The following is a 19,865-nucleotide window of genomic DNA, read 5'->3' on the forward strand; positions in this document are numbered from 1 at the left end:
GCGATTACTCAACGGCGATCGGTTTTTCCGTCAGCGTGGTTTTGTTGTCGCCCTGAATGGCTTTCACTTTCTGTTCCGTTTTTTGTACCGCATCCGCGCTGCTCAACAAGCTGTATGTCAGCTCAAACGTGGTGCTCTGTCCAGGCTGTAGCTTTTTGACTCGCCCTTGCTCACGTTCAATCGTGACTGGATAAGCGTAGTTAGTACCTGGCTCGATCCCTGTGACGTAGCCCTGTTTTTCCGTATCCGTATTTTTCCACAGCGTCAGCAGCGGCAACTGATGAGTATCAAAAGCAATTGAAACGCCCTTATCTCCCGCCTTGTTTACCAGTGCTGCCAGCGTTTTGCCTTGCGAATCGGTATATGGCGTGATGTTGAATACCATCTCATCAAAGTCTTTTGTCGGCCCTTTATAAGTTTGCCAGGTTGCCAGGCCCGCTTTGGCGTGGTCATTAAATGGAGAGATCTCTTTCACTGGCGCGATGAAACGCGCACCCTCTTCCAGAATCGGCGTACCGAAATTGCTGTGGTAGATAATTTGGTAGTCACGCGGATAGTCGGCTTTGTTGGTCAGCACATCGTGCACGGTAAACGACTCACTGCCGGGAACATAGCGCAGCTCGGTCCAGGTTTCCAGATTCGACTTCTTAAAACTATTTTCCTTCAGCAGGCCTCGCACCGTAATGGTATACGGCGCGTTATCGCTGACTTCCACCACCACTTTTGAAGCCAGCGTGTTACCCGCACGACCGTGCAAGGTATAGATCATGCCATCACTGACGACCGGGTGCCCCGTCCATTCGAAGCCGCAGCGCACCATCATCTCATTGAAACCTTCCAGCCATCCCAGCCCATTACGACTTTCCAGATTGATGGTATTCGGGTTTACGACTTCATCAACCGGCGAATCCCAGCCTAAACGGATGTTTTTTCCCGTCACATGCAGTAAGTTCATCCCTCGCGTTGGACTGAGAGCAATTTTCAGTCCGTTCTGACTGGTAATCGTAATCACTTTGCTGCCTTCCTGACGCCCACCGTGCAGGACTTTTTGTTCAATGCTGAAACGCTGGTTTTTGATCTTCAGTGCATCACTACTGATTTGCCAATTCCCCTTTTCCACACTGCTTTCAGCATCTGTCAGCACAAACGTCTGCGCCGATAATTGCCATGATGTCAGCGCCAATGTAATGCCCATAGCCAGTAATTTTTTCATGTTAACCATCCCTCTCTGCTGAATTGTTTTAGCTAATGCGAGCTAAAGACTACAAATCAGCGGATGGTCAGAATGTGATAGTTATCACCAGATGGATAAATTCAGCATTTTCGCGTCATTTATCTGATTATCATCACCTATTACATGCAAATAGGGTCAATTTTTGCAGAATTATTGAGATATTGATCGGGAAAAGCTGACATCGTTTCAGCAAAATAAATCGTGCTGCCAAAAAATCATTTCTTCTTTCGTTGCGCATCAGAGATTAATCCTGAAATTTAAGTTGGTTTCGATATAAAAAATTACGAGATTGTTTTTTGACCACATTGCACCCTATTAGCGCAAGCGCTATGGTTGCCGCTAACCTGTGTACGACCACTGATAAATAAACTATGAACTTTTCTCTTTTCGGCAAGAAATTCACGCGCCACGCTGGCATAACCCAATTAATGGACGACCTGAACGAAGGGCTGCGCACGCCAGGCGCAATCATGCTGGGGGGCGGTAATCCGGCGCACATTCCAGAGATGGATAGCTACTTCAAACAGCTATGTCAGGATATGCTGGAACAAGGGAAACTAACGGAAGCGCTATGCAACTACGACGGCCCACAAGGTAAGGATACGCTGCTTAATGCGTTGGCCGAACTCCTGAGTAATGAATTAGGCTGGCAGATTGGACCACAGAATATTGCGCTGACAAATGGCAGCCAGAGTGCATTTTTCTACTTATTTAACCTATTTGCTGGTCGCCACAGCGATGGCAGCCTGAAAAAGGTGCTGTTTCCGCTGACGCCGGAATATATCGGCTATTCGGATTCCGGGCTGGACGAAGACATGTTCGTTTCCGTTCGGCCACAGATCGAACTGTTGCCTGAAGGACAATTTAAATATCACGTCGATTTTGATCATCTGTCGATTACCGATGATATCGGGCTAGTTTGCGTATCCCGCCCGACCAACCCGACCGGTAACGTGCTGACCGACGATGAACTGATGCGTCTGGATATTCTGGCGCAGCAGCACAAGGTTCCCCTGCTGATTGATAACGCCTATGGCGTGCCTTTCCCCGGCATCATTTTTAGCGATGCCACGCCGCTGTGGAACCCAAATATCATCCTGTGCATGAGCCTATCCAAGCTGGGGCTGCCCGGATCGCGCTGCGGTATCGTGATTGCGGATGAAAAGGTGATTTCAGCGATCGGCAACATGAACGGCATCATTAGTTTGTCTCCAGGTGCAGTCGGCCCCGCGCTGGCGCATGAGATGATTCAGCGTGGCGATCTGCTGCGCTTATCTAATGACGTCATACGCCCGTTCTACCAGCAGCGCGTGACGGAAACCATCGCAATTATTCGCCGCTACCTGTCGCCCGAACAGTGCCTGATTCATAAACCGGAAGGCGCGATCTTCCTATGGCTGTGGTTCAAAGAGTTACCTATCACGACGGAAGTGCTGTACCAGCGCCTGAAAAAACGCGGAGTCCTCATGGTGCCGGGTCACTATTTCTTCCCCGGTCTGGAGCAGGAATGGCCACACGCTCATCAGTGCATGCGCATGAACTATGTGCCGGAGCCGGAAAAAATCGAACGTGGTATTGCGATTCTGGCGGAAGAAGTCGAAAAGGCGATACAGGAAGGCTAATTCGCCGCTGACAGATCTCCATTACGCTGAACACGATTGGGGCAAAGGAACAACTGCCCCACCATTTTTGTTTTGCCACCCGCTTTCGTCCATCCACGATGGCACTGCCAAAGCCAAACACTCCCTCTCTTTGTCCTCCCTCTCTGCTGGTAGCTAATAATTGATAACGATGATTATTTTTCTCACACTAAATCGATAAAAACTTTTATTTTCATCTGATTAATAGTTAATTCATTTAAAAGAGATGGGGATCTCACAATCTTAAGGAAAACTTTCAGCATCACTGCGCATTCTGCGCAACTTCTTGCTCACTTTTTGGTGGAAATCACTGTTTGCGCAATGGATGCCGTTTTTTCGCGAGGTCTGCGCAACTTCTTGCTCAAATTTGGCTTAAGGAAAATATGACTTAAGTAATTTACTAGCAAAAACAACAAGATAAAAATTGGCATGCAGATTGCTATACAGAACGTGAAGTCACTAATTCCGTTCAACAACAAGGATCAATACCATGCCAACTCCATGCTATATCAGCATCGAAGGAAAAACTCAGGGCAACATTACTGCGGGTGCTTTCACCTCTGACTCTGTCGGCAACATCTACGTGGAAGGCCACGAAGACGAAATGCTGGTTCAGGAATTCAAGCACATCGTCACCGTACCAACCGACCCGCAGTCCGGCCAGCCATCCGGTCAACGCGTACACAAGCCGTTTAAATTCACCGTCGCACTGAACAAAGCGGTGCCGCTGCTGTACAACGCGCTGTCTACTGGTGAAATGCTGCCGACCACAACCCTGAAGTGGTATCGCACCTCGGTGGAAGGCAAGCAGGAACACTTCTTCTCTACCATCCTGACCGATGCCACCATCGTGGATATCGACTGCAAAATGCCACACTGTCAGGACCCGGCTAAGCTGGACTACACCCAACTGATTGAAGTCTCGCTGGCTTACCGTAAAATCGACTGGGAGCACACTGTCGCCGGGACCTCAGGCTCCGACGACTGGCGTGTGCCGGTTGAAGCTTAATCGCTCTGTCTTCAACCCGGCCACCGTGCCGGGTTTTTGCCTGAAAGCGGTGTGGGCAGACGCAGACCCCCACTCAGGTATTGCAGTGACGGGTATTGCAGTAAGCAGGATAGCGACATGCCGCTCTGGGGAGATCCGGTGCGTGCGGTAGCCATGTCGGCGCTGAAGAGTCCTCTTCTCATAAATGATGTTAATATCTCTATAAATCAGCCTACAATTTCCCTAAGGTAAAATAGAGTGCATGCTGGAAATGTTTTTATAAATAACCGAACAAAAGAAATTAATAATGCCTTGAACAATAATGACCCAAGCATAAATGAATTAATTGGTGGAGTTGGGGATCTTTTTTCATCTCCTTATAAAAGAGAAGTTATTGCTGATAGTGATACTATCCAAGTCTTATGGGATTTATTATTTAACGTATTTAATCAGAGCAATGATAATAATACTAAATTCGATGCAATTAGTACAATGTGTGATATCTATATATATCAATCCAATATAGGATTGTCGCTAAATTTAAATAAAATAAAGCAGTGGAGGGAAGATTTACAGACAACGGCTTCCTCAGAGATACTCGACTGCATTGATGATATCTTATCGATGTAATTATTATTTTGTATAAATATTCGTGCCAACAAAGGAAAGGCAATTTTCAACCTCATTAATTTATTATTTTAATATTTACGCCCCTAGAAAGAGAGAGTAAGATGATACGTTCTTTTCTGCTGCTGTTATGCATGAGCGTTACTAATTATGTAAACGCCAATGAACTTAAAATGGCGGGTGCATTTCGTGTTTTTTCGATAGATAATAAAAGAATATCTAGCGTACTTAATTATGAAGACTACCAATACAATCCTTCCTATTCCCCTTCAGGATCCAATCTTTATAACACTGGGTTTGAGATCATCCTCCCTGATGGCATAACAAAGAAGGGTTATCTGGTTATTCACTCTGCGAAAACAAACAATATACTATATAGAGGTTATTATTCCGACAAAAAATCTATTATTTTTGATGCCGATGACAGACTGCTTGATCAAGAAGGATTGGATTTTCTCAGAATAGAGTACTTTGATTTTGATAAAAAATTTATTTATGTATGTGAGCAACAGAAGGTATTTAAACTATGGGTTGCGGGATCAATTTCTACCATTACTATTTTATCTGCCGAAAAACCGGATGAAGAAGTTGACGGTTTCACATATTGTTACGAGGCTAATATCTATAAAAAAATTAACAGATAATTATATTCTAAATAATTTTAGTTTCAGGCAGGTAGCAAGCTAACGAGGGAAATAACCACGAATACACTCGGTTAAAATATTATGTTAAAATGGCATAAAAAACTATAGTGAGTTGATATGAAAGATGATTTTCATCCACCGATAGATTTAACTAAATCTCCAGTGAGAAATAAAGAAGACATTGTAAAGTTGATCAATTTCTTGGCCAATGACGTAAGAGAAAACCCCAATGAATGGCAAAACAATGATCTTCCACGTTATTTAGAGGCGATGGCATCCTGGATTGAAGATATGGATGGATTTTATACAAACATGAATAGGCCAGAACCTAATATTGATTGGGCCGGCTTGGCTGACGTATTGCAAGCTGCAAAAGTGTATGAATAATTTGATAGCCTCTTCTGGCACAAGAGGTGCTCACGGGGCAGTAAGGATGAGTCAGTGTGATCCTAGCTTATCAATTACAGATGGCGCGATGCAACGGGGTATAGACCAAAATCAGACGGTAGATTTCTACTTCCTACAAAACCTGTAAAGCTTGGGAGATAATAAGTGAAATCGATTCTTTGGGATCTTTCTGGCTTCAATATTTCTATGAAGAGTCAGTATGCTGACATTTATGCATTAGAGAGAGATATCAGAAAAAATTTTGGCAGTAGTAACTTTAGTGAAATGGACTCGTTAGATTGGTTTTTATCAGATAAGATCACCGGTCAAACTTCATTTTTATTACTAACCATTCCATCGGTTTTAAAAGAATCATTCGATAATCCCAGTATTGACATCAACTCTCTTTCTAGCATTAACCTATCTGACTGCGTTCATGATTTCTCATCTAATGTTTCAATACAAAACGAAGCGACTTACTTTATTAAAAATGATGAATTACTTGTTACCTCTACTACCTCACTAATCTTTTATAAAGTATTGATATCGGATGAACTCTATTTTTTTCTAGATGAAGATCTTACATATCAAGGTTTCTTATTGACTAATGCTACTAGCCATATTGATGGATATGAAAAATCATTTGATGATGAAAAATTCAAACATCTTTTACTAAAAATGTTTTATTTTTGCAATCAAGAAGCCTACGACGCAATGGATCATATGGATAACCATTATTTATCAATGATGAACCAATTGGAGAAAGACTGCTACGACCATCAATATGATGATGTAAGAGTATTGCAAATACTTGATTTTATAAAAAACATTAAAGATATATTTTATGATATAGAGACAGATACAACATGGTAGATGAACTGAAAATAAAGTGGCTTGAAAATAAATTGCCAGGTCTGGATTTAGTCATTTTTGAATCAGGAGCGGTGCAACATATAGATATAAGTTTCATTGAGGATAATTCGTTATTACATTCTTTTAAAAAAGAATATTCTATATCATATGGAAAAACGTCAACACTCAGTAAAATTATTAGCGAACACGATGAAATATGGTCAGAAATTCAGATAAATAATAGATTAGTGGTGAATGAAAAAAGTATTTTCCTGTGTGGTGAAGGAGAAATGGGCAATGAAGGGTTTATTGTCAAAACAGATATAAACAATAACATTAAAATGATTATTTACTCAACAACATCTAATCCATTCATAGAGATAATCAAGAAAAATAACAGCCTTTATTTTAAATCAACATCTAATTTTTATGTTGTTATTGATCTGCTTTCTGAAAACATTACAATCTGCAACGAGGATGTTTTCAACAAAAAATAGATATTTATATGAAAAAAACGATTGAATTAGCATCAACATACGGTGAGGCAAAGAGGCTGGATATCGATTTATCTAAGTGCATCTCTGCTATAAATAACTTTGGCTACTTTTCTTCAGATGAATTAATTTGTTTCCTACAGGAATACAATGGGCTACAAGGGTATCATTCTGCTTATAAAAACAATGATGGAATGAGTAAGCTTTTCTATATAAACCCCGAAAAAGCGATGACTGAAATATATAAAGATCAGGTTGAAGACTATGAGAAAATAACACAATGCTCACTATTCCCTATAGGTGAATGCGATAATGGGCACATTATTCTAATGTATGGTAATGGCGCTATATATGGCGTTTTTGATGAATGTGTTTATAAATACGGTCAGGATATAGAGTCTTGTTTTGATGCTCTGATTAATGGAAAAGAAGAAATTAGTATTAGTTAGACATGTAAACAGGAAGCTATCCCGTAGATACATGTCAGCCAGCACACTCTCCGCCCCTACAGATGTTTACAAGAAAAACGCCTCTGATAGACTTAAACAGATTGGCGATAAATCATCTTTCAACGATGAGTTTAGCAATATATCTTTATATAAAATAATAGGTTTTTATTTTAAGGTAGAAAAATGAAAGATTTAGATGAAATTAGGGATGAGTTTGAAAAAATAAATTCGTCGTCCCTTTATTTTTTAGAGAAATTCCGTAACGATGTGAAGGTAACGACAACTAAAGAGAAGATAAGTAAGGGAAAATTGATTAACTTCAGACCTTTTGAGGCAGAAAGATTCGGTTTTAAGCCAGGTAAAGAATTAACGTCCCTTCCAGCAAGAAAAAAAGATATTCAAGTTTGGCAATTTGATTCAGAAGGAAGAGTTGTTCTGGTTGAAAGATTTGGCTCAACTGGGTCGATTCAATATAGCGATTTTTACTTTTATTCTACCTCTGTTGTTAGAATCATTGGTTTTTACAATGTGAATTATTTAGCGTTTATTATAGATGTTTTTTTTGATAATGGGAAAGTTATCAAAGAACTGAGTTATGGTAAATTTGGCTCAAGCGTTTCAAATTATAATTACAGCGGTGATATGCTGGTTGATATTATTGTGCATGAAAAAGAGCATGATCATACGGATTTCTCTACTCATAGTATTTCATTCTTTTATGAGCATGGCGATTTGAAATCAATAATGAAGAAGTATCCTAATGGTTATTCCGAGCAGCGTTATCCATGATGAGTTTAATAAGGTTAAAGCCATAAACCCCCACGCTTCAACAGCGTGGGGGCTCAGAGGTAAGTTAGGCGACTGCGGTGCCCTGTTCGTCCTGATCGACGGCGAAGCAGGCAACCTGCTGTTCACCGTAGGTTTTCAACTGCGGCTGGAACTGCGTACAGGTGCTGAAGCAGCGCTGACAGCGGGCATTAAACGCACAGCCCGGCGGTGGATTCAATGGGCTAGGCAACTCACCGGTCAGCTTGATGCGCTCGCGGCGTAAATCTGGGTTCAGACGCGGCGTCGCGGAAAGTAGCGCCTGCGTATAAGGATGGCGCGGATTGTTGAAAATGGCATCTTTACTGCCTTTCTCAACACAGCGGCCCAGATACATCACCATCACTTCATCAGCAATATGTTCAACCACAGACAGATCGTGCGAGATGAAGACATAAGACAGCCCCATATCCTGCTGCAAGTCCATCATCAGATTCAACACCTGCGCACGCACCGACACATCCAGCGCCGAAACCGGTTCATCAGCAATCACCACGTCCGGGTCCAGCATCAACCCACGGGCAATGGCAATACGCTGACGCTGGCCGCCGGAGAACATATGCGGGTAGCGGTCATAATGCTCTGTTTTCAGCCCCACTTTCGCCATCATCGCCAGTGCTTTTTCACGGCGCTCTGCTTTCGACAGCTCAGTGTTGATCTGGAGTGGTTCTTCCAGGATCTGGCCAACTTTCTTACGCGGATTCAGCGATCCGTAAGGATTCTGGAAAACGATCTGGATCTTTTGGCGACGCAACTTCTGCGCTTCAGGATCCGGTTTCAGCAGATCCTGCCCCTGATAGTACAGTTCGCCCTCTGACGGGGTTTCGATCATCGTTAGCAGGCGACCCAGCGTAGATTTTCCACAGCCCGATTCCCCCACCACCGCCAGCGTTTTACCGCGTTCCAGCGTAAAGGACACGCCATCAAGCGCTTTCACCATCCGCTCCGGCGCAAAAAAACCCTTTTTCACCGGATAGTGTTTTTTCAAATCGATCGCATGCAGTAAGTACGGCTGCGATGTGGCATTCAGTTCACTCATAGGGTTGGCCTCCCCGCATCATCCAGCGGTGTATGACATTTCACCTGACGACCAGGAATATCGCGCAGCCCAGGTTCTTCCTGACGGCAGCGGTCCTGTGCATAGGGGCAGCGTGGGTTTAACAGACAGCCGTTCGGGCGATCGTATTTACCCGGCACCACGCCCGGCAGCGATGCCAGACGGGCTTTATCCACCGCAAACTCCGGCAGCGCACGCAACAGCGCCTGAGTGTACGGATGACGGGGAGCACGGAAAATATCCGCCGCTTTACCCGATTCCACCACCTGTCCGGCATACATCACGATGATGTGGTGTGCCGCTTCAGCCACCAGCGCCAGATCGTGCGTAATCAGGATCAGCGCCATGTTCTCGCGCTGCTGCAATTCAAGTAGCAGTTCGATAATCTGCGCCTGAATGGTCACATCCAGCGCCGTGGTGGGTTCGTCCGCAATCAACAGCTTTGGTCGACAGGCAATCGCCATCGCGATCATCACACGCTGGCTCATCCCACCGGAAAGCTGGTGTGGATACACGTCAAGGCGCGAAGCCGGATCGGGGATACCGACCAGCGTCAGCAGGTCAATCGCACGCTGACGACGCGTTTTGCGGTTACCGCCCTGATGCACCTTGATGGCTTCCATGATCTGGTAACCGACGGTGTAACACGGGTTCAAACTGGTCATCGGGTCCTGGAAAATCATTGCGACTTCCGACCCCACCAAATTACGCCGTTCTTTCTCAGAAATTTTCGTTAAATCACGCTGGTTAAATTCCAGCTTGTCGGCCATCACCTTGCCGGGGTAATCAATCAATCCCATAATCGCCAGCGAGCTGACGGATTTACCGGAGCCGGATTCCCCGACGATACCGACGACCTGACCTTGTTCAACCTGGTAGCTGATACGATCGACCGCACGAAACGGCAGACCTTCATCACCAAAGTGAACCGACAGTTTATCTACATTGAGCAACGCCATCTCTCTACCTCTATTACTGCTTGAGTTTGGGGTCGAGAGCGTCACGCAAGCCGTCCCCCATCAGGTTAAACGCCAATACCGTCAGTAAGATTGCCACACCAGGGAACGTCACCACCCACCAGGCGCTTTGCGCAAACTGCAAAACGTCCGACAGCATGGTGCCCCATTCTGGCGTTGGCGGCTGTGCGCCCATACCGAGGAAACCCAAAGCAGCCATATCCAGAATGGCGTTAGAGAAGCCGAGAGATGCCTGCACAATCAGCGGTGCCAGACAGTTAGGAAGAATGTTGACGAACATCTGGCGTGCCGAGCTGGCACCCGCCACGCGTGAAGCGGTGACGTAATCACGGTTAACTTCCACCAGCACCGCCGCTCGCGTCAAACGGACATAGTGCGGCAACGCCACGAAGGTCAACGCCAGCGACGCATTCACAATGGAAGGCCCGAAGACGGCGACCAGTACCAGCGCCAGCAGCAGGCTTGGCAGTGCCAGCATGATATCGACGATACGCATGATGAGCGCATCGACCACCCCGCCGAAATATCCAGCCAGCAGGCCGAAGATCACCCCCAGCACCAGCGACAGCGCGACCACCAGACAGCCGACCAGCAGCGACAGGCGTGCGCCGTACATCAGACGGGACAGGACATCACGCCCGACGTCATCCGTTCCCAGAATAAACTGCCAGCTTCCGCCCTCTTGCCAGACCGGCGGACGAAGCAGCGCATCGCGAAACTGCTCGGCAGGTAAGTGCGGTGCCAACACGTTGGCACCCATGGCGATAATCAGCATCAGTGCAACATACACCATGCCAACAACCGCCCCTTTGTTACGTTTAAAATAGTGCCAGAATTCCTGTAACGGGGTCATCGGCTTCGGCGCGCTGTTTACAACCGGTTCAGTGACATGTGTCATCTTAGCCTCCCCTTATTTCTTGTGACGGATACGTGGGTTAACCACGCCGTAGAGCACATCCACCAGCAGGTTAACCAGAATAATCATGGTTGCTACCAGCAGCACACCGCCCTGAACCACCGGATAGTCACGACGCTGTAATGCATCGATCAGCCACCGCCCCAGCCCAGGCCAGGAGAAAATGGTTTCCGTCAGGATCGCCCCAGCCAGCATGGTGCCGACCTGCAAACCAATCACTGTCACCACCGGCAGCATCGCATTACGCAACGCATGCACGACAATCACGCGCAGGCGGCTCAGCCCTTTGGCGCGGGCGGTACGAATGTAATCCTCGCCCAGCACTTCCAGCATCGCGGAGCGCGTCATACGCACAATCACCGCCAGCGGAATGGTGCCCAGCACGATAGCAGGCAGGATCATGTGTTCAACCGCGTCGATAAAGTCGCCTTTTTCGCCCCAGAACAGGGTGTCGATCAGCATAAAGCCGGTGAGCGGCATGCTGTCATCGAGGAAAATGGTATCGCTAACGCGTCCCGAAACGGGCGTCAGGTCGAGTTGAACGGAGACCAGCATAATCAGCATCATGCCCCACCAGAAGATAGGCATGGAGTAGCCCGTCAGCGCCAGTCCAACAGAAGTATGATCGAAAATGGAACCGCGTTTGACCGCAGCCAATACGCCAACCGGAATCCCAACAGCGATAGCAAACAGCATCGCACAGACACCCAGTTCCAGCGTCGCTTTGAAGCGAGGCACAAATTCTTCCCACACGGGGATACGACTCTTGAGGGAGATCCCCAGATCGCCCTGCAACACACCGCCGATATAGTGGATGTATTGCTGCCAAAGCGGCTTATCCAGCCCCATTTCAGCCAGCAATTGCGCATGGCGCTCGGCGGAAATACCGCGTTCCCCCGCCATGATCATGACCGGGTCGCCCGGAATCATGTGCACGAAGGCAAAGGTCAACAGGGTGATACCAATAAACGTTGGGATAACAAGCCCCAAACGCCGGAGTATGAACTGCAACATATCCCGAACTCTCTATTCATGCCCGTTGGCTCATTGGCCATCAGGCTTATCATTGCTCACAGCTAAAAAATCGCCAGGCGCGATTTTAAACGTCGTGTGCGACGGCCCGCAGGGTAGCGGGCAGGGAAGGCAACCATAAAAGTTTAACGGGCAAGAAACCCCGCCTCCACGGCTCCTCTAACGAGAAACTGCAAGGTCGGGGTTTTCAATGTCCGTGAAAATCGAGTGGCTGACTTAATCCAACGTCACGTTGTTGAAGCTATGCACGCCACGCGGCTGCACCACATAGCCTTTCACGTTTTTACGGACTGGCTCGTACACGGTGGAGTGCGCGACAATCAGCGCCGGAGCCTGATCGTGCATCACAACCTGCGCCTGCTTGTACAATTCAATACGTTTTTCGTGATCGGAAACGGCACGCGCCGGCTGGATCAGGTCTTCAAACGGCTTGTAGCACCACTTGGAGTAGTTGGAGCCATTTTTAGCTGCGTCGCAACTGAACAGGGTTGCGAAGAAGTTATCTGGGTCCCCATTGTCGCCAGTCCAGCCCATCAGCACGGTCTGGTGCTCGCCGTCTTTCGCGCGCTTCAGATACTCGCCCCACTCGTAGGTGACGATCTTGGCTTTCACACCCACTTTCGCCCAGTCGGACTGAATCATTTCCGCCATACGACGTGCGTTCGGGTTGTACGGACGCTGTACCGGCATTGCCCACAGATCGATAGAGAAGCCGTCAGCCATACCCGCTTCTTTCAGCAGGGCTTTCGCTTTCTCAGGATCGTAGCTGTAGTCTTTAACGTCGTTGTTGTAGCCCCACATGGTCGGCGGGATCAGGTTGGTTGCTGCTTGACCAGCCCCCTGATAGACCGCTTCGATGATGGCAGACTTGTTGACCGCATAGTTCAGCGCCTGGCGAATCTTGACGTTATCCAGCGGTTTTTTCTCAACGTTATAGGACAGATAGCCGACATTCAGGCCTGGCTGTTCCATCAACGTGATATTTTTATCTTCTTTCATACGGGCAAGATCGGCCGGATTTGGATACGGCATGATCTGGCATTCATCTTTTTGCAGCTTGGCGTAACGCACAGACGCATCCGGCGTGATGGAGAAGACCAGACGATCGACGCCCGGCTTGCTGCCCCAGAAGCCCTCAAAGGCTTTGTACAAAATACGGGAATCTTTCTGGTACTGCTGTAGCTGGAACGGGCCTGTACCAATTGGGTTCAGGTCAATCTTCTCCGGCGTACCGGCTTTCAGCATCTTATCCGCGTATTCCGCAGACATGATAGAAGCGAAGTCCATCGCCAGGTTTGCCAGGAATGGCGCTTCAGGGCGGCTCAGCACAAAGCGAACGGTATAATCGTCTACTTTTTCGATTTTGCTAACCAGCTCTGGCATACCCATACCTTGGTAGTATTCATAGCTGCCGCCAGAAACTTTATGGTACGGGTGGTTGGCATCCTGCTGACGCATGAAGGAGAAAATCACGTCATCGGCATTGAATTCACGGGAAGGTTTGAAATCCTTGTTATCTTGCCATTTCACGCCTTTGCGCAAATGGAAGGTATACGTTTTGCCGTCTTCGCTAATATCCCATTTTTCAGCCAAACCTGGACCGGTGTCCGTGGTGCCGTCTTTAAATTCCACCAGACGGTTATAAATAGGAATAGAGCTGGCATCAAACGTCGTACCGGAGGTGAACAACTGTGGGTTAAAACCTTCCGGAGAGCCTTCTGAGCAGTAAACCAGCGTTTTTGCCTGAACGCCCGCAGCGACGGACAGGGCGAGCAAGCCGAGGCCGAACTTCAACACCCTTGATTTAACCAGGGATTTTTCCATTACTTATGCTCCATTGTGGATGATGTTGTGTGCTATACCCGTCCGACGCCAAGCTGCATACACGTTAACCCTGTGGTTAAAAACACGATCGTTAAAAGCGCGATCGAAAAAACGCAGGTGTTAACAACGTTGATGTCCTGTCATGCATCTCGAAATCAATTGGGTAGGGTTGGGCAGACCTGTATTTTTACGTGCTGCGGTCTGTACCCTGTCGCCCGAAGGCAAAATTAAAATACTGGGGGAGGAATCGTGGTCACCAGAACAAACCGTCGCCACGCTATTCAATATAGTCATAATAACGACAACCTATACCTTGAAGCGTCACAACCCGTTCACGGGTGCTGAATGAAGACGTAGGATCATTCAAACAAGCCGCTGCTTTCCTCCTTATATCCCTATGGCTATCCCAATTTCTCAACAGATGGCGGTGACGTCAATATAAGCTGTAAGGATTTACAAAAATTCCTTACATTTTATTAATATATAAAATACAGCTCTATCACATAATTTAAGTCGTATATTTTGTGATTTTTTAAAAAACTAGCGATAAAAACCTACGCATTGTCTACTAAAAGAAATTATCACCATTAAAAAAACTATGGTCATCTGGTCTTACATGTCCAAGATCTGAGCACTATTTTTTGTTAAAAACGTTAACAACAGGTGAAAATTCTGAAAGATGATAAGAAATTCTGATATTCACCATGACGCCATAAGGCGTTGAATGACTATCTACGCTACATAAAAAAACTTTGCTTTCTCCTCTTCGACGAGCCAAAAACCTACTCCACTGCATTCTTTGTCTATATCGATGAGGTGCCCGTTGCTGGATACCATCCACCAGATAAAAGCATAGATAAAAAAGCGGATGAAGCAGGATCGGAGACTCATTCTGCCCACGGTATCTTCGGCAAGGGCCATACCCACGAGAAAATGATATTGCTCAATAATTAATTGGGTATTTTAGTTAAATAAATATTTTCATTAAAATGGAACACGCTATTTACTTATTCTCATAAAGTGGTATTTTTTCATCTCATGATTCATCTCCCTTCTCTTTTTAATTCCTCAACCCCCATTAATAATTATTTTAATTACAAAAAAATGACGTAAGTTATTTAAAATAGAGTTGCTGATAAGTTCACAAATACGTAATTAACGTATTATTTTTAACATTCACTCATGCTAGATTACCCTCAGAAGTGGTTCACTGTTAAATAACATCCATCATTTTTTATCTTTTTGTTACCAATTGATAAAAAACAAAAAAAACGTATTTTTCTGCTTTCTGATAATAAACATCCCGCCGCCACCGGCATTAGTGACGCTCGATAAATATACAGTCATCGATGAAAAAACGTCACGACCCATGTCGATAACGATGCACCATCAATATCGTAACGGCAGGGATGTAATTTCTTTCTGTACCAACTGTCCTAGCAGGGTGAATATAATGAAAAAAACTGAAACTGATATTTTATGTGAGAACGATCTCGCTCTGGAAACACAGTCATCGTTTATCGGCGACTTCTTTAAAAAGAAAATTGGCTCCGTTCCCGTTGCACTGTTTATAGCAATTGCCGCGATTGTCGCTATCGCTGCCTATGAGGGATATTTGCCTAAAAACATGATTGGCGGTTTCGCCGTCATCATGACGATGGGTTTTTTACTCGCGCACATTGGCAGCAACATTCCCGTATTCAAAGATATCGGCGGACCGGCGATTCTGTGCCTCATGGTACCTTCCGTTATGGTGTACTTTAATTTATTCAATGACAACACCATGAAAACCGTACACCTGTTGATGAAAGAGGCGAATTTCCTGTATTTCGTCATCGCCTGTCTGGTGGTCGGCAGTATCTTGGGTATGAACCGCAAAATCCTGATTCAGGGGATGGTGCGTATGTTCGTTCCGCTGGTCATCGGCACCGCGACAGCGCTGGCAACCGGTTTGCTGGTCGGTAAGTTGTGCGGTTACAGCGTCTATCACACCTTCTTCTTCATTATCGTGCCAATCATCGGTGGGGGTATTGGTGAAGGTATCCTGCCGCTGTCCCTCGCCTACTCTGCCATTCTGGGACAAAGCCCAGACGTTTATGTCGCTCAGCTAGCCCCCGCTGCCGTTGTCGGTAACATCTTCGCAATTCTGTGTGCTGGCGTGCTGTCTCGTCTCGGTATGCGCCGTAAGGATCTAACCGGTGAAGGCCGTCTGGTTCGCAGCGATGAAGACAACGCGATGTTTGCCGTAAACGACGCGCCAAAACCGGTCGATTTTCATCTGATGGGCGGCGGGCTGCTGATGATTTGCGCCTTCTTCATCGTCGGTGGCCTGTTTGAGAAACTGGTTCACATCCCTGGCCCGGTTCTGATGATTCTGATCGCCGTCTTCTGCAAATATGGACGTGTTATTCCTGCCATTATGGAAACCGGTGCACACAGCGTTTACAAGTTCGTATCTAGCTCTCTGGTGTGGCCGCTGATGATCGGGCTTGGCATGCTGTATATTCCGCTGGAGAGCGTCGTCGCGGTATTCTCTGTGGGTTATGTGATCGTCTGTGGTTCTGTGGTGCTGTCCATGGCGCTGGTGAGCTTCCTGATTGCACCTTACCTGAACATGTACCCGATTGAGGCTTCTATCGTAACCACCTGCCACAGCGGGCTGGGTGGTACCGGTGACGTAGCAATTCTGTCTGCCTCTAACCGTATGTCTCTGATGCCGTTCGCACAGATCGCTACCCGTATCGGCGGCGCGTCTACCGTCATCGCCGCTACGCTGCTGTTGGGCTGGGCTGCCTGATTTAGCTCTCTAGTATCACGGTTTCCCCCAATCAGGGGGAAACCTTATTGAATGCAGAACTACGCTAATCACCCATCAACCGCGTTCTTATCTAACCTTTTTGAAAATGATCAGAATCAGGATCACACTAATTGGGAAACCAATTAGTGTGGCTGAATACATGGAGTTCATAGACTCTTGTATATCAGCCAATATCGCAAAATGGTATTCAACTGACACTGTTTTATCAGGTAACGAAACCATTCTTTCCTTATCTTGAACATGTCCAAAAGAAAAAATGGCAATGCTAATCAAATAAAAAAAAGAGACAAGGCAAATACTGCCCCATCGAATAAATGCTTTGCACTTATTTGTTAACATCATACATACCGTCTAATAAGCCACCGATAGTACCGCCAGAATAAGGCGAAATGTTACCTATACCAGAAACAACCTCGGACACGACTCTTAACGCAGTATCTTCGCTTATCGGTGTGTAATTATCAGTATTCGGGTACTGCTTTCTAAACTCACTGGTCATATCAACAACAAGCATCGTGTATAAGAACAAGGCGGGATCGCTCCCGCCTTGTTTCTGTTTCTGCCAGCTTTATCCGTAGCTATTTATTCACAGCTCTTCACTCACAGTACTGACGCAGTGAGTCCTGCTTTTCTGGCAACAGGCGATACAGGTAAACCGGCCGTCCCGTCGAACCGTACAGAATATTGGTGGTCAGGATATTGGTGTCAGACAGGTAAATCAGGTATTTACGGCAGGAAACGCGGGAAATGCCAATCGCATTGGCCAGCATTTCGGTAGAGAACTCGATACCCTGATTGCCTTCAATCCACTCGCAGACGGTACGCAATGTCAGGCTGGTCAGCCCTTTCGGCAATTTCTTGCGCTCACTGGCCGTGCTACCGCTGGTGCGGCGAATCAGACTATCAATGTCCGACTGCGCAACGAAATCGCGGTGCTTGAACAAGTTCGCTTCTTCGCGATAGGCGGTAAGCGCCTGTTCGAAACGCGAGAACTGGAAAGGCTTGATCAGATAATCCACCACGCCATAGTGCAGTGCTTTTTTGATGGTATACACGTCGCTGGCAGAAGAGATGATGATGACATCCGTCTTTTCACTGAATTCACGGATAGTCGGCAACAGATCCAGTCCATTATCCTGCTGCATGTAAATATCCAGCAGTACCAAATCAATTTCCGAGTCAGGTTGCATCAGCAGGTTACGCGCCTGCTGCAACGTGGGGACGGTCGCATAGCAGCTAAATCCAGAAACCTGGTTCAGATAAGATTTGTTAAGCTCTGCAACCATGGCATCGTCATCAACAATCAGTACATTAATCATGGTCAAACAGCCTTGCTTGATAAGGAATAGTAACGAAAAACTGGGTGTACACATCAGGTTCTGATTCAAACTCGATAGTGCCGCCAATCTTCTCCAGACTCTGTTTGGTCAGGTACAGGCCAATACCGCGCCCGCTGCCTTTGGTAGAGAATCCCTGTTCATAAATGCGCGCCTGACTTTCCGACGAAATGCCGGGGCCGTCATCCCCCACGGTACAGTGAAGGCGGTTATTTTGATGATGGAAACTCACGCTGATTTCACAGTTTTCCTGCTCATCAATCGCGTCCATCGCATTCTCAATCAGATTACCCAACACGGTAATCAATTCATTCGTGGCATCGACATCATCGGTGTCCGGCAGCAGGCTCTCCTCGCTGATGGAGAGCGTAATGCCGAGATCGCGCGCGCGATTGATTTTACCCAACAGGAAGCCGGCAATCACTGGCGATTTCACTTTACGAATAATCGAACCGATTTCCGCCTGATAATTATTGGCGGTTTTCAAGATGTAGTCTTCCAACTGCGAGTAATATTTTAAGTGCAGCATCCCTAAGATGACGTGCAGCTTGTTCATAAACTCGTGCGACTGCGCACGCAGTGCATCCGCGTAGTAGGACATCCCACTCAACCGTTGCAATAACTGGCTGATCTCCGTTTTATCACGGAACGTCGCAATCGCGCCGATAATATCGCCCTTCACAAAAACCGGAACGGTGTTGGTTAGCAGCAGATGCCCGTTAAAGTTAATCTCTTCATCGCGCCGCGGCGTACCGCTCTCCAGCACCTGTTTCAGGTGCAGATGCTCAAGCCACTGTTCGCTGACGCGCTCAGTTGGCTTCGGCACCGGCTTTTCACTGCTCTGTGGATTATTCTGCCGAAAAAGCCGTCGCGCCTCATCATTGATTACGGTAATCCGACCATGCTGATCGACCGCAATAACCCCTTCTTTGATGTGTTTGAGCATCGCGTTACGCTGTTCAAACAGGTTCGATATCTCAAACGGCTCGAATCCCAGCATAATACGCTTGAGTATCTTCACCAAAATCAGCGTACCCAGCCAGCCAACCAGCGCCCCTGCCAATAACGTCCAGGGAATCATCCAACGGTTGTCGCTGATCACCCTCTGTACGCTGGTTAGGGCAATCCCCAGCGCAACGACGCCAACCTGCTTATGGTTATTATCAAAAACCGGCGTAAATACCCGCAGTGCCGGATCGAGCGTTCCCCGGTTTATCGCGGTATTCTCCATGCCCAACAGCGCGGGGTAGATATCACGGCCAGCAAAATGCTCACCAATTCTTTCCGGTTCAGGGTGGCTATGGCGCACCGTATCCATATCCGTGACGGTCACGAAGAGCAGTTGATTACGCTGGCGGATGGTCTCCGCAGCAATCTGCACGTCCTCCGGCCGGCCAATCCCTTTCAGTTCATCAATAACAACGGGGGAGGACGCAAATGTGCGAGCAATGGCAAAGGCTTTTTCCCGCAGATGATCTTCCGAAAGCTGATTAATACGAAAAAACAGCAGGGAATAGACCACCAGCAACACCGCGCCAAGTACCACTGACACCATCAAAAACACCGATGTTCCCAGCTTTAGCGGTGCTTTTTTCTTGCCCATGTCACTCTCCAAAACAAACATCATCACACCGTTATCTTATACTGTTTCGCCGCGTTTCGCGTGTCGTGATGCATACGCCCCGTCACAGGGACAGGGCGTAGGCTTAAAGAAAGGAAATCAGGCTTAACGTATTGCGGTACATTTTTTGTGTCAGGAATGTC

General features: G+C 46.8%; 19 protein-coding genes. 10 read left to right on the forward strand and 9 right to left on the reverse strand.

Annotated features, from left to right (window positions below; translation table 11 throughout):
* Positions 1-4: 4 nt before the first annotated feature.
* A complete protein-coding gene (locus A7983_RS07120; protein WP_005976355.1) occupies positions 5-1,213 on the reverse strand; it encodes an aldose 1-epimerase family protein in 1,209 nt (402 codons plus the stop codon).
* A 392-nt stretch (positions 1,214-1,605) separates the two neighbouring features.
* Between A7983_RS07120 and A7983_RS07125 the strand changes: the two genes are divergently transcribed.
* Positions 1,606-2,856: a valine--pyruvate transaminase gene (locus A7983_RS07125; protein WP_005976352.1), complete on the forward strand. Its 1,251-nt coding sequence runs from the start codon at positions 1,606-1,608 to the stop codon at positions 2,854-2,856.
* A gap of 508 nt (positions 2,857-3,364) precedes the next feature.
* Complete coding sequence (locus A7983_RS07130) at positions 3,365-3,883, forward strand: Hcp family type VI secretion system effector (protein ID WP_005976796.1); 519 nt, start codon at positions 3,365-3,367, stop codon at positions 3,881-3,883.
* A gap of 11 nt (positions 3,884-3,894) precedes the next feature.
* Here A7983_RS07130 and A7983_RS23855 read toward each other — a convergent pair whose 3' ends face one another.
* A complete protein-coding gene (locus A7983_RS23855; RefSeq protein ID WP_156107313.1) occupies positions 3,895-4,038 on the reverse strand; it encodes a hypothetical protein in 144 nt (47 codons plus the stop codon).
* 82 nt (positions 4,039-4,120) lie between these two features.
* Between A7983_RS23855 and A7983_RS07135 the strand changes: the two genes are divergently transcribed.
* The 7 genes from A7983_RS07135 to A7983_RS07165 all read left to right on the forward strand — a co-directional run bounded on the left by A7983_RS07135 (position 4,121) and on the right by A7983_RS07165 (position 8,104).
* Positions 4,121-4,492, forward strand: a complete 372-nt coding sequence (locus tag A7983_RS07135) for a hypothetical protein (RefSeq protein WP_005976792.1) — start codon at positions 4,121-4,123, stop codon at positions 4,490-4,492.
* Positions 4,493-4,593: 101 nt separating this feature from the next.
* On the forward strand, positions 4,594-5,133 hold the full coding sequence (locus tag A7983_RS07140) for a hypothetical protein (protein WP_005976790.1): 540 nt from the start codon (positions 4,594-4,596) through the stop codon (positions 5,131-5,133).
* Between the two features lie 117 nt (positions 5,134-5,250).
* Complete coding sequence (locus tag A7983_RS07145; protein WP_005976788.1) at positions 5,251-5,520, forward strand: DUF7660 family protein; 270 nt, start codon at positions 5,251-5,253, stop codon at positions 5,518-5,520.
* A gap of 165 nt (positions 5,521-5,685) precedes the next feature.
* The gene (locus A7983_RS07150; protein WP_005976786.1) at positions 5,686-6,393 is read left to right on the forward strand and encodes a hypothetical protein; all 708 of its coding nucleotides are present in this window, start codon (positions 5,686-5,688) and stop codon (positions 6,391-6,393) included.
* A complete protein-coding gene (locus A7983_RS07155; RefSeq protein WP_005976784.1) occupies positions 6,387-6,869 on the forward strand; it encodes a hypothetical protein in 483 nt (160 codons plus the stop codon). The genes A7983_RS07150 and A7983_RS07155 overlap by 7 nt, the downstream gene beginning before the upstream one ends.
* Before the next feature lie 8 nt (positions 6,870-6,877).
* Positions 6,878-7,315, forward strand: coding sequence for an SUKH-3 domain-containing protein (locus A7983_RS07160; RefSeq protein ID WP_005976782.1), 438 nt, complete (start codon positions 6,878-6,880; stop codon positions 7,313-7,315).
* A gap of 183 nt (positions 7,316-7,498) precedes the next feature.
* On the forward strand, positions 7,499-8,104 hold the full coding sequence (locus A7983_RS07165) for a hypothetical protein (RefSeq protein ID WP_005976780.1): 606 nt from the start codon (positions 7,499-7,501) through the stop codon (positions 8,102-8,104).
* Positions 8,105-8,168: 64 nt separating this feature from the next.
* On the opposite strand, the gene dppF is transcribed toward A7983_RS07165, so the two are convergent.
* The 5 genes from dppF to dppA all read right to left on the reverse strand — a co-directional run bounded on the left by dppF (position 8,169) and on the right by dppA (position 13,946).
* Positions 8,169-9,179, reverse strand: a complete 1,011-nt coding sequence (gene dppF, locus A7983_RS07170) for a dipeptide ABC transporter ATP-binding subunit DppF (protein ID WP_005976778.1) — start codon at positions 9,177-9,179, stop codon at positions 8,169-8,171.
* Complete coding sequence (gene dppD, locus A7983_RS07175; RefSeq protein WP_005976776.1) at positions 9,176-10,156, reverse strand: dipeptide ABC transporter ATP-binding protein; 981 nt, start codon at positions 10,154-10,156, stop codon at positions 9,176-9,178. Before dppD ends, dppF begins: the two co-directional genes overlap by 4 nt.
* A 13-nt stretch (positions 10,157-10,169) precedes the next feature.
* Entirely contained in the window at positions 10,170-11,072 is a 903-nt protein-coding gene (gene dppC / locus A7983_RS07180) for a dipeptide ABC transporter permease DppC (protein WP_005976774.1), read from the reverse strand.
* A 12-nt stretch (positions 11,073-11,084) separates the two neighbouring features.
* Positions 11,085-12,104, reverse strand: a complete 1,020-nt coding sequence (gene dppB, locus A7983_RS07185; RefSeq protein WP_005976772.1) for a dipeptide ABC transporter permease DppB — start codon at positions 12,102-12,104, stop codon at positions 11,085-11,087.
* A gap of 234 nt (positions 12,105-12,338) precedes the next feature.
* Entirely contained in the window at positions 12,339-13,946 is a 1,608-nt protein-coding gene (gene dppA / locus A7983_RS07190) for a dipeptide ABC transporter periplasmic-binding protein DppA (RefSeq protein ID WP_005976770.1), read from the reverse strand.
* A gap of 1,453 nt (positions 13,947-15,399) precedes the next feature.
* On the opposite strand from dppA, the gene A7983_RS07200 reads away from it, so the two are divergent.
* Complete coding sequence (locus A7983_RS07200) at positions 15,400-16,743, forward strand: 2-hydroxycarboxylate transporter family protein (protein WP_005976768.1); 1,344 nt, start codon at positions 15,400-15,402, stop codon at positions 16,741-16,743.
* Positions 16,744-17,360: 617 nt separating this feature from the next.
* Here A7983_RS07200 and dcuR read toward each other — a convergent pair.
* Positions 17,361-18,083 (reverse strand): two-component system response regulator DcuR, encoded by a 723-nt coding sequence (gene dcuR, locus A7983_RS07210; protein ID WP_005976762.1) that lies wholly within the window; start codon positions 18,081-18,083, stop codon positions 17,361-17,363.
* Positions 18,076-19,704 carry a sensor histidine kinase gene (locus A7983_RS07215; protein WP_005976760.1) on the reverse strand — a complete coding sequence of 543 codons (1,629 nt, stop codon included), beginning with the start codon at positions 19,702-19,704 and terminating at the stop codon, positions 18,076-18,078. Before A7983_RS07215 ends, dcuR begins: the two co-directional genes overlap by 8 nt.
* Positions 19,705-19,865: the final 161 nt, after the last annotated feature.

The sequence above is a fragment of the Pectobacterium wasabiae CFBP 3304 genome, assembly GCF_001742185.1.
Classification (GTDB): Bacteria; Pseudomonadota; Gammaproteobacteria; order Enterobacterales; family Enterobacteriaceae; genus Pectobacterium; species Pectobacterium wasabiae.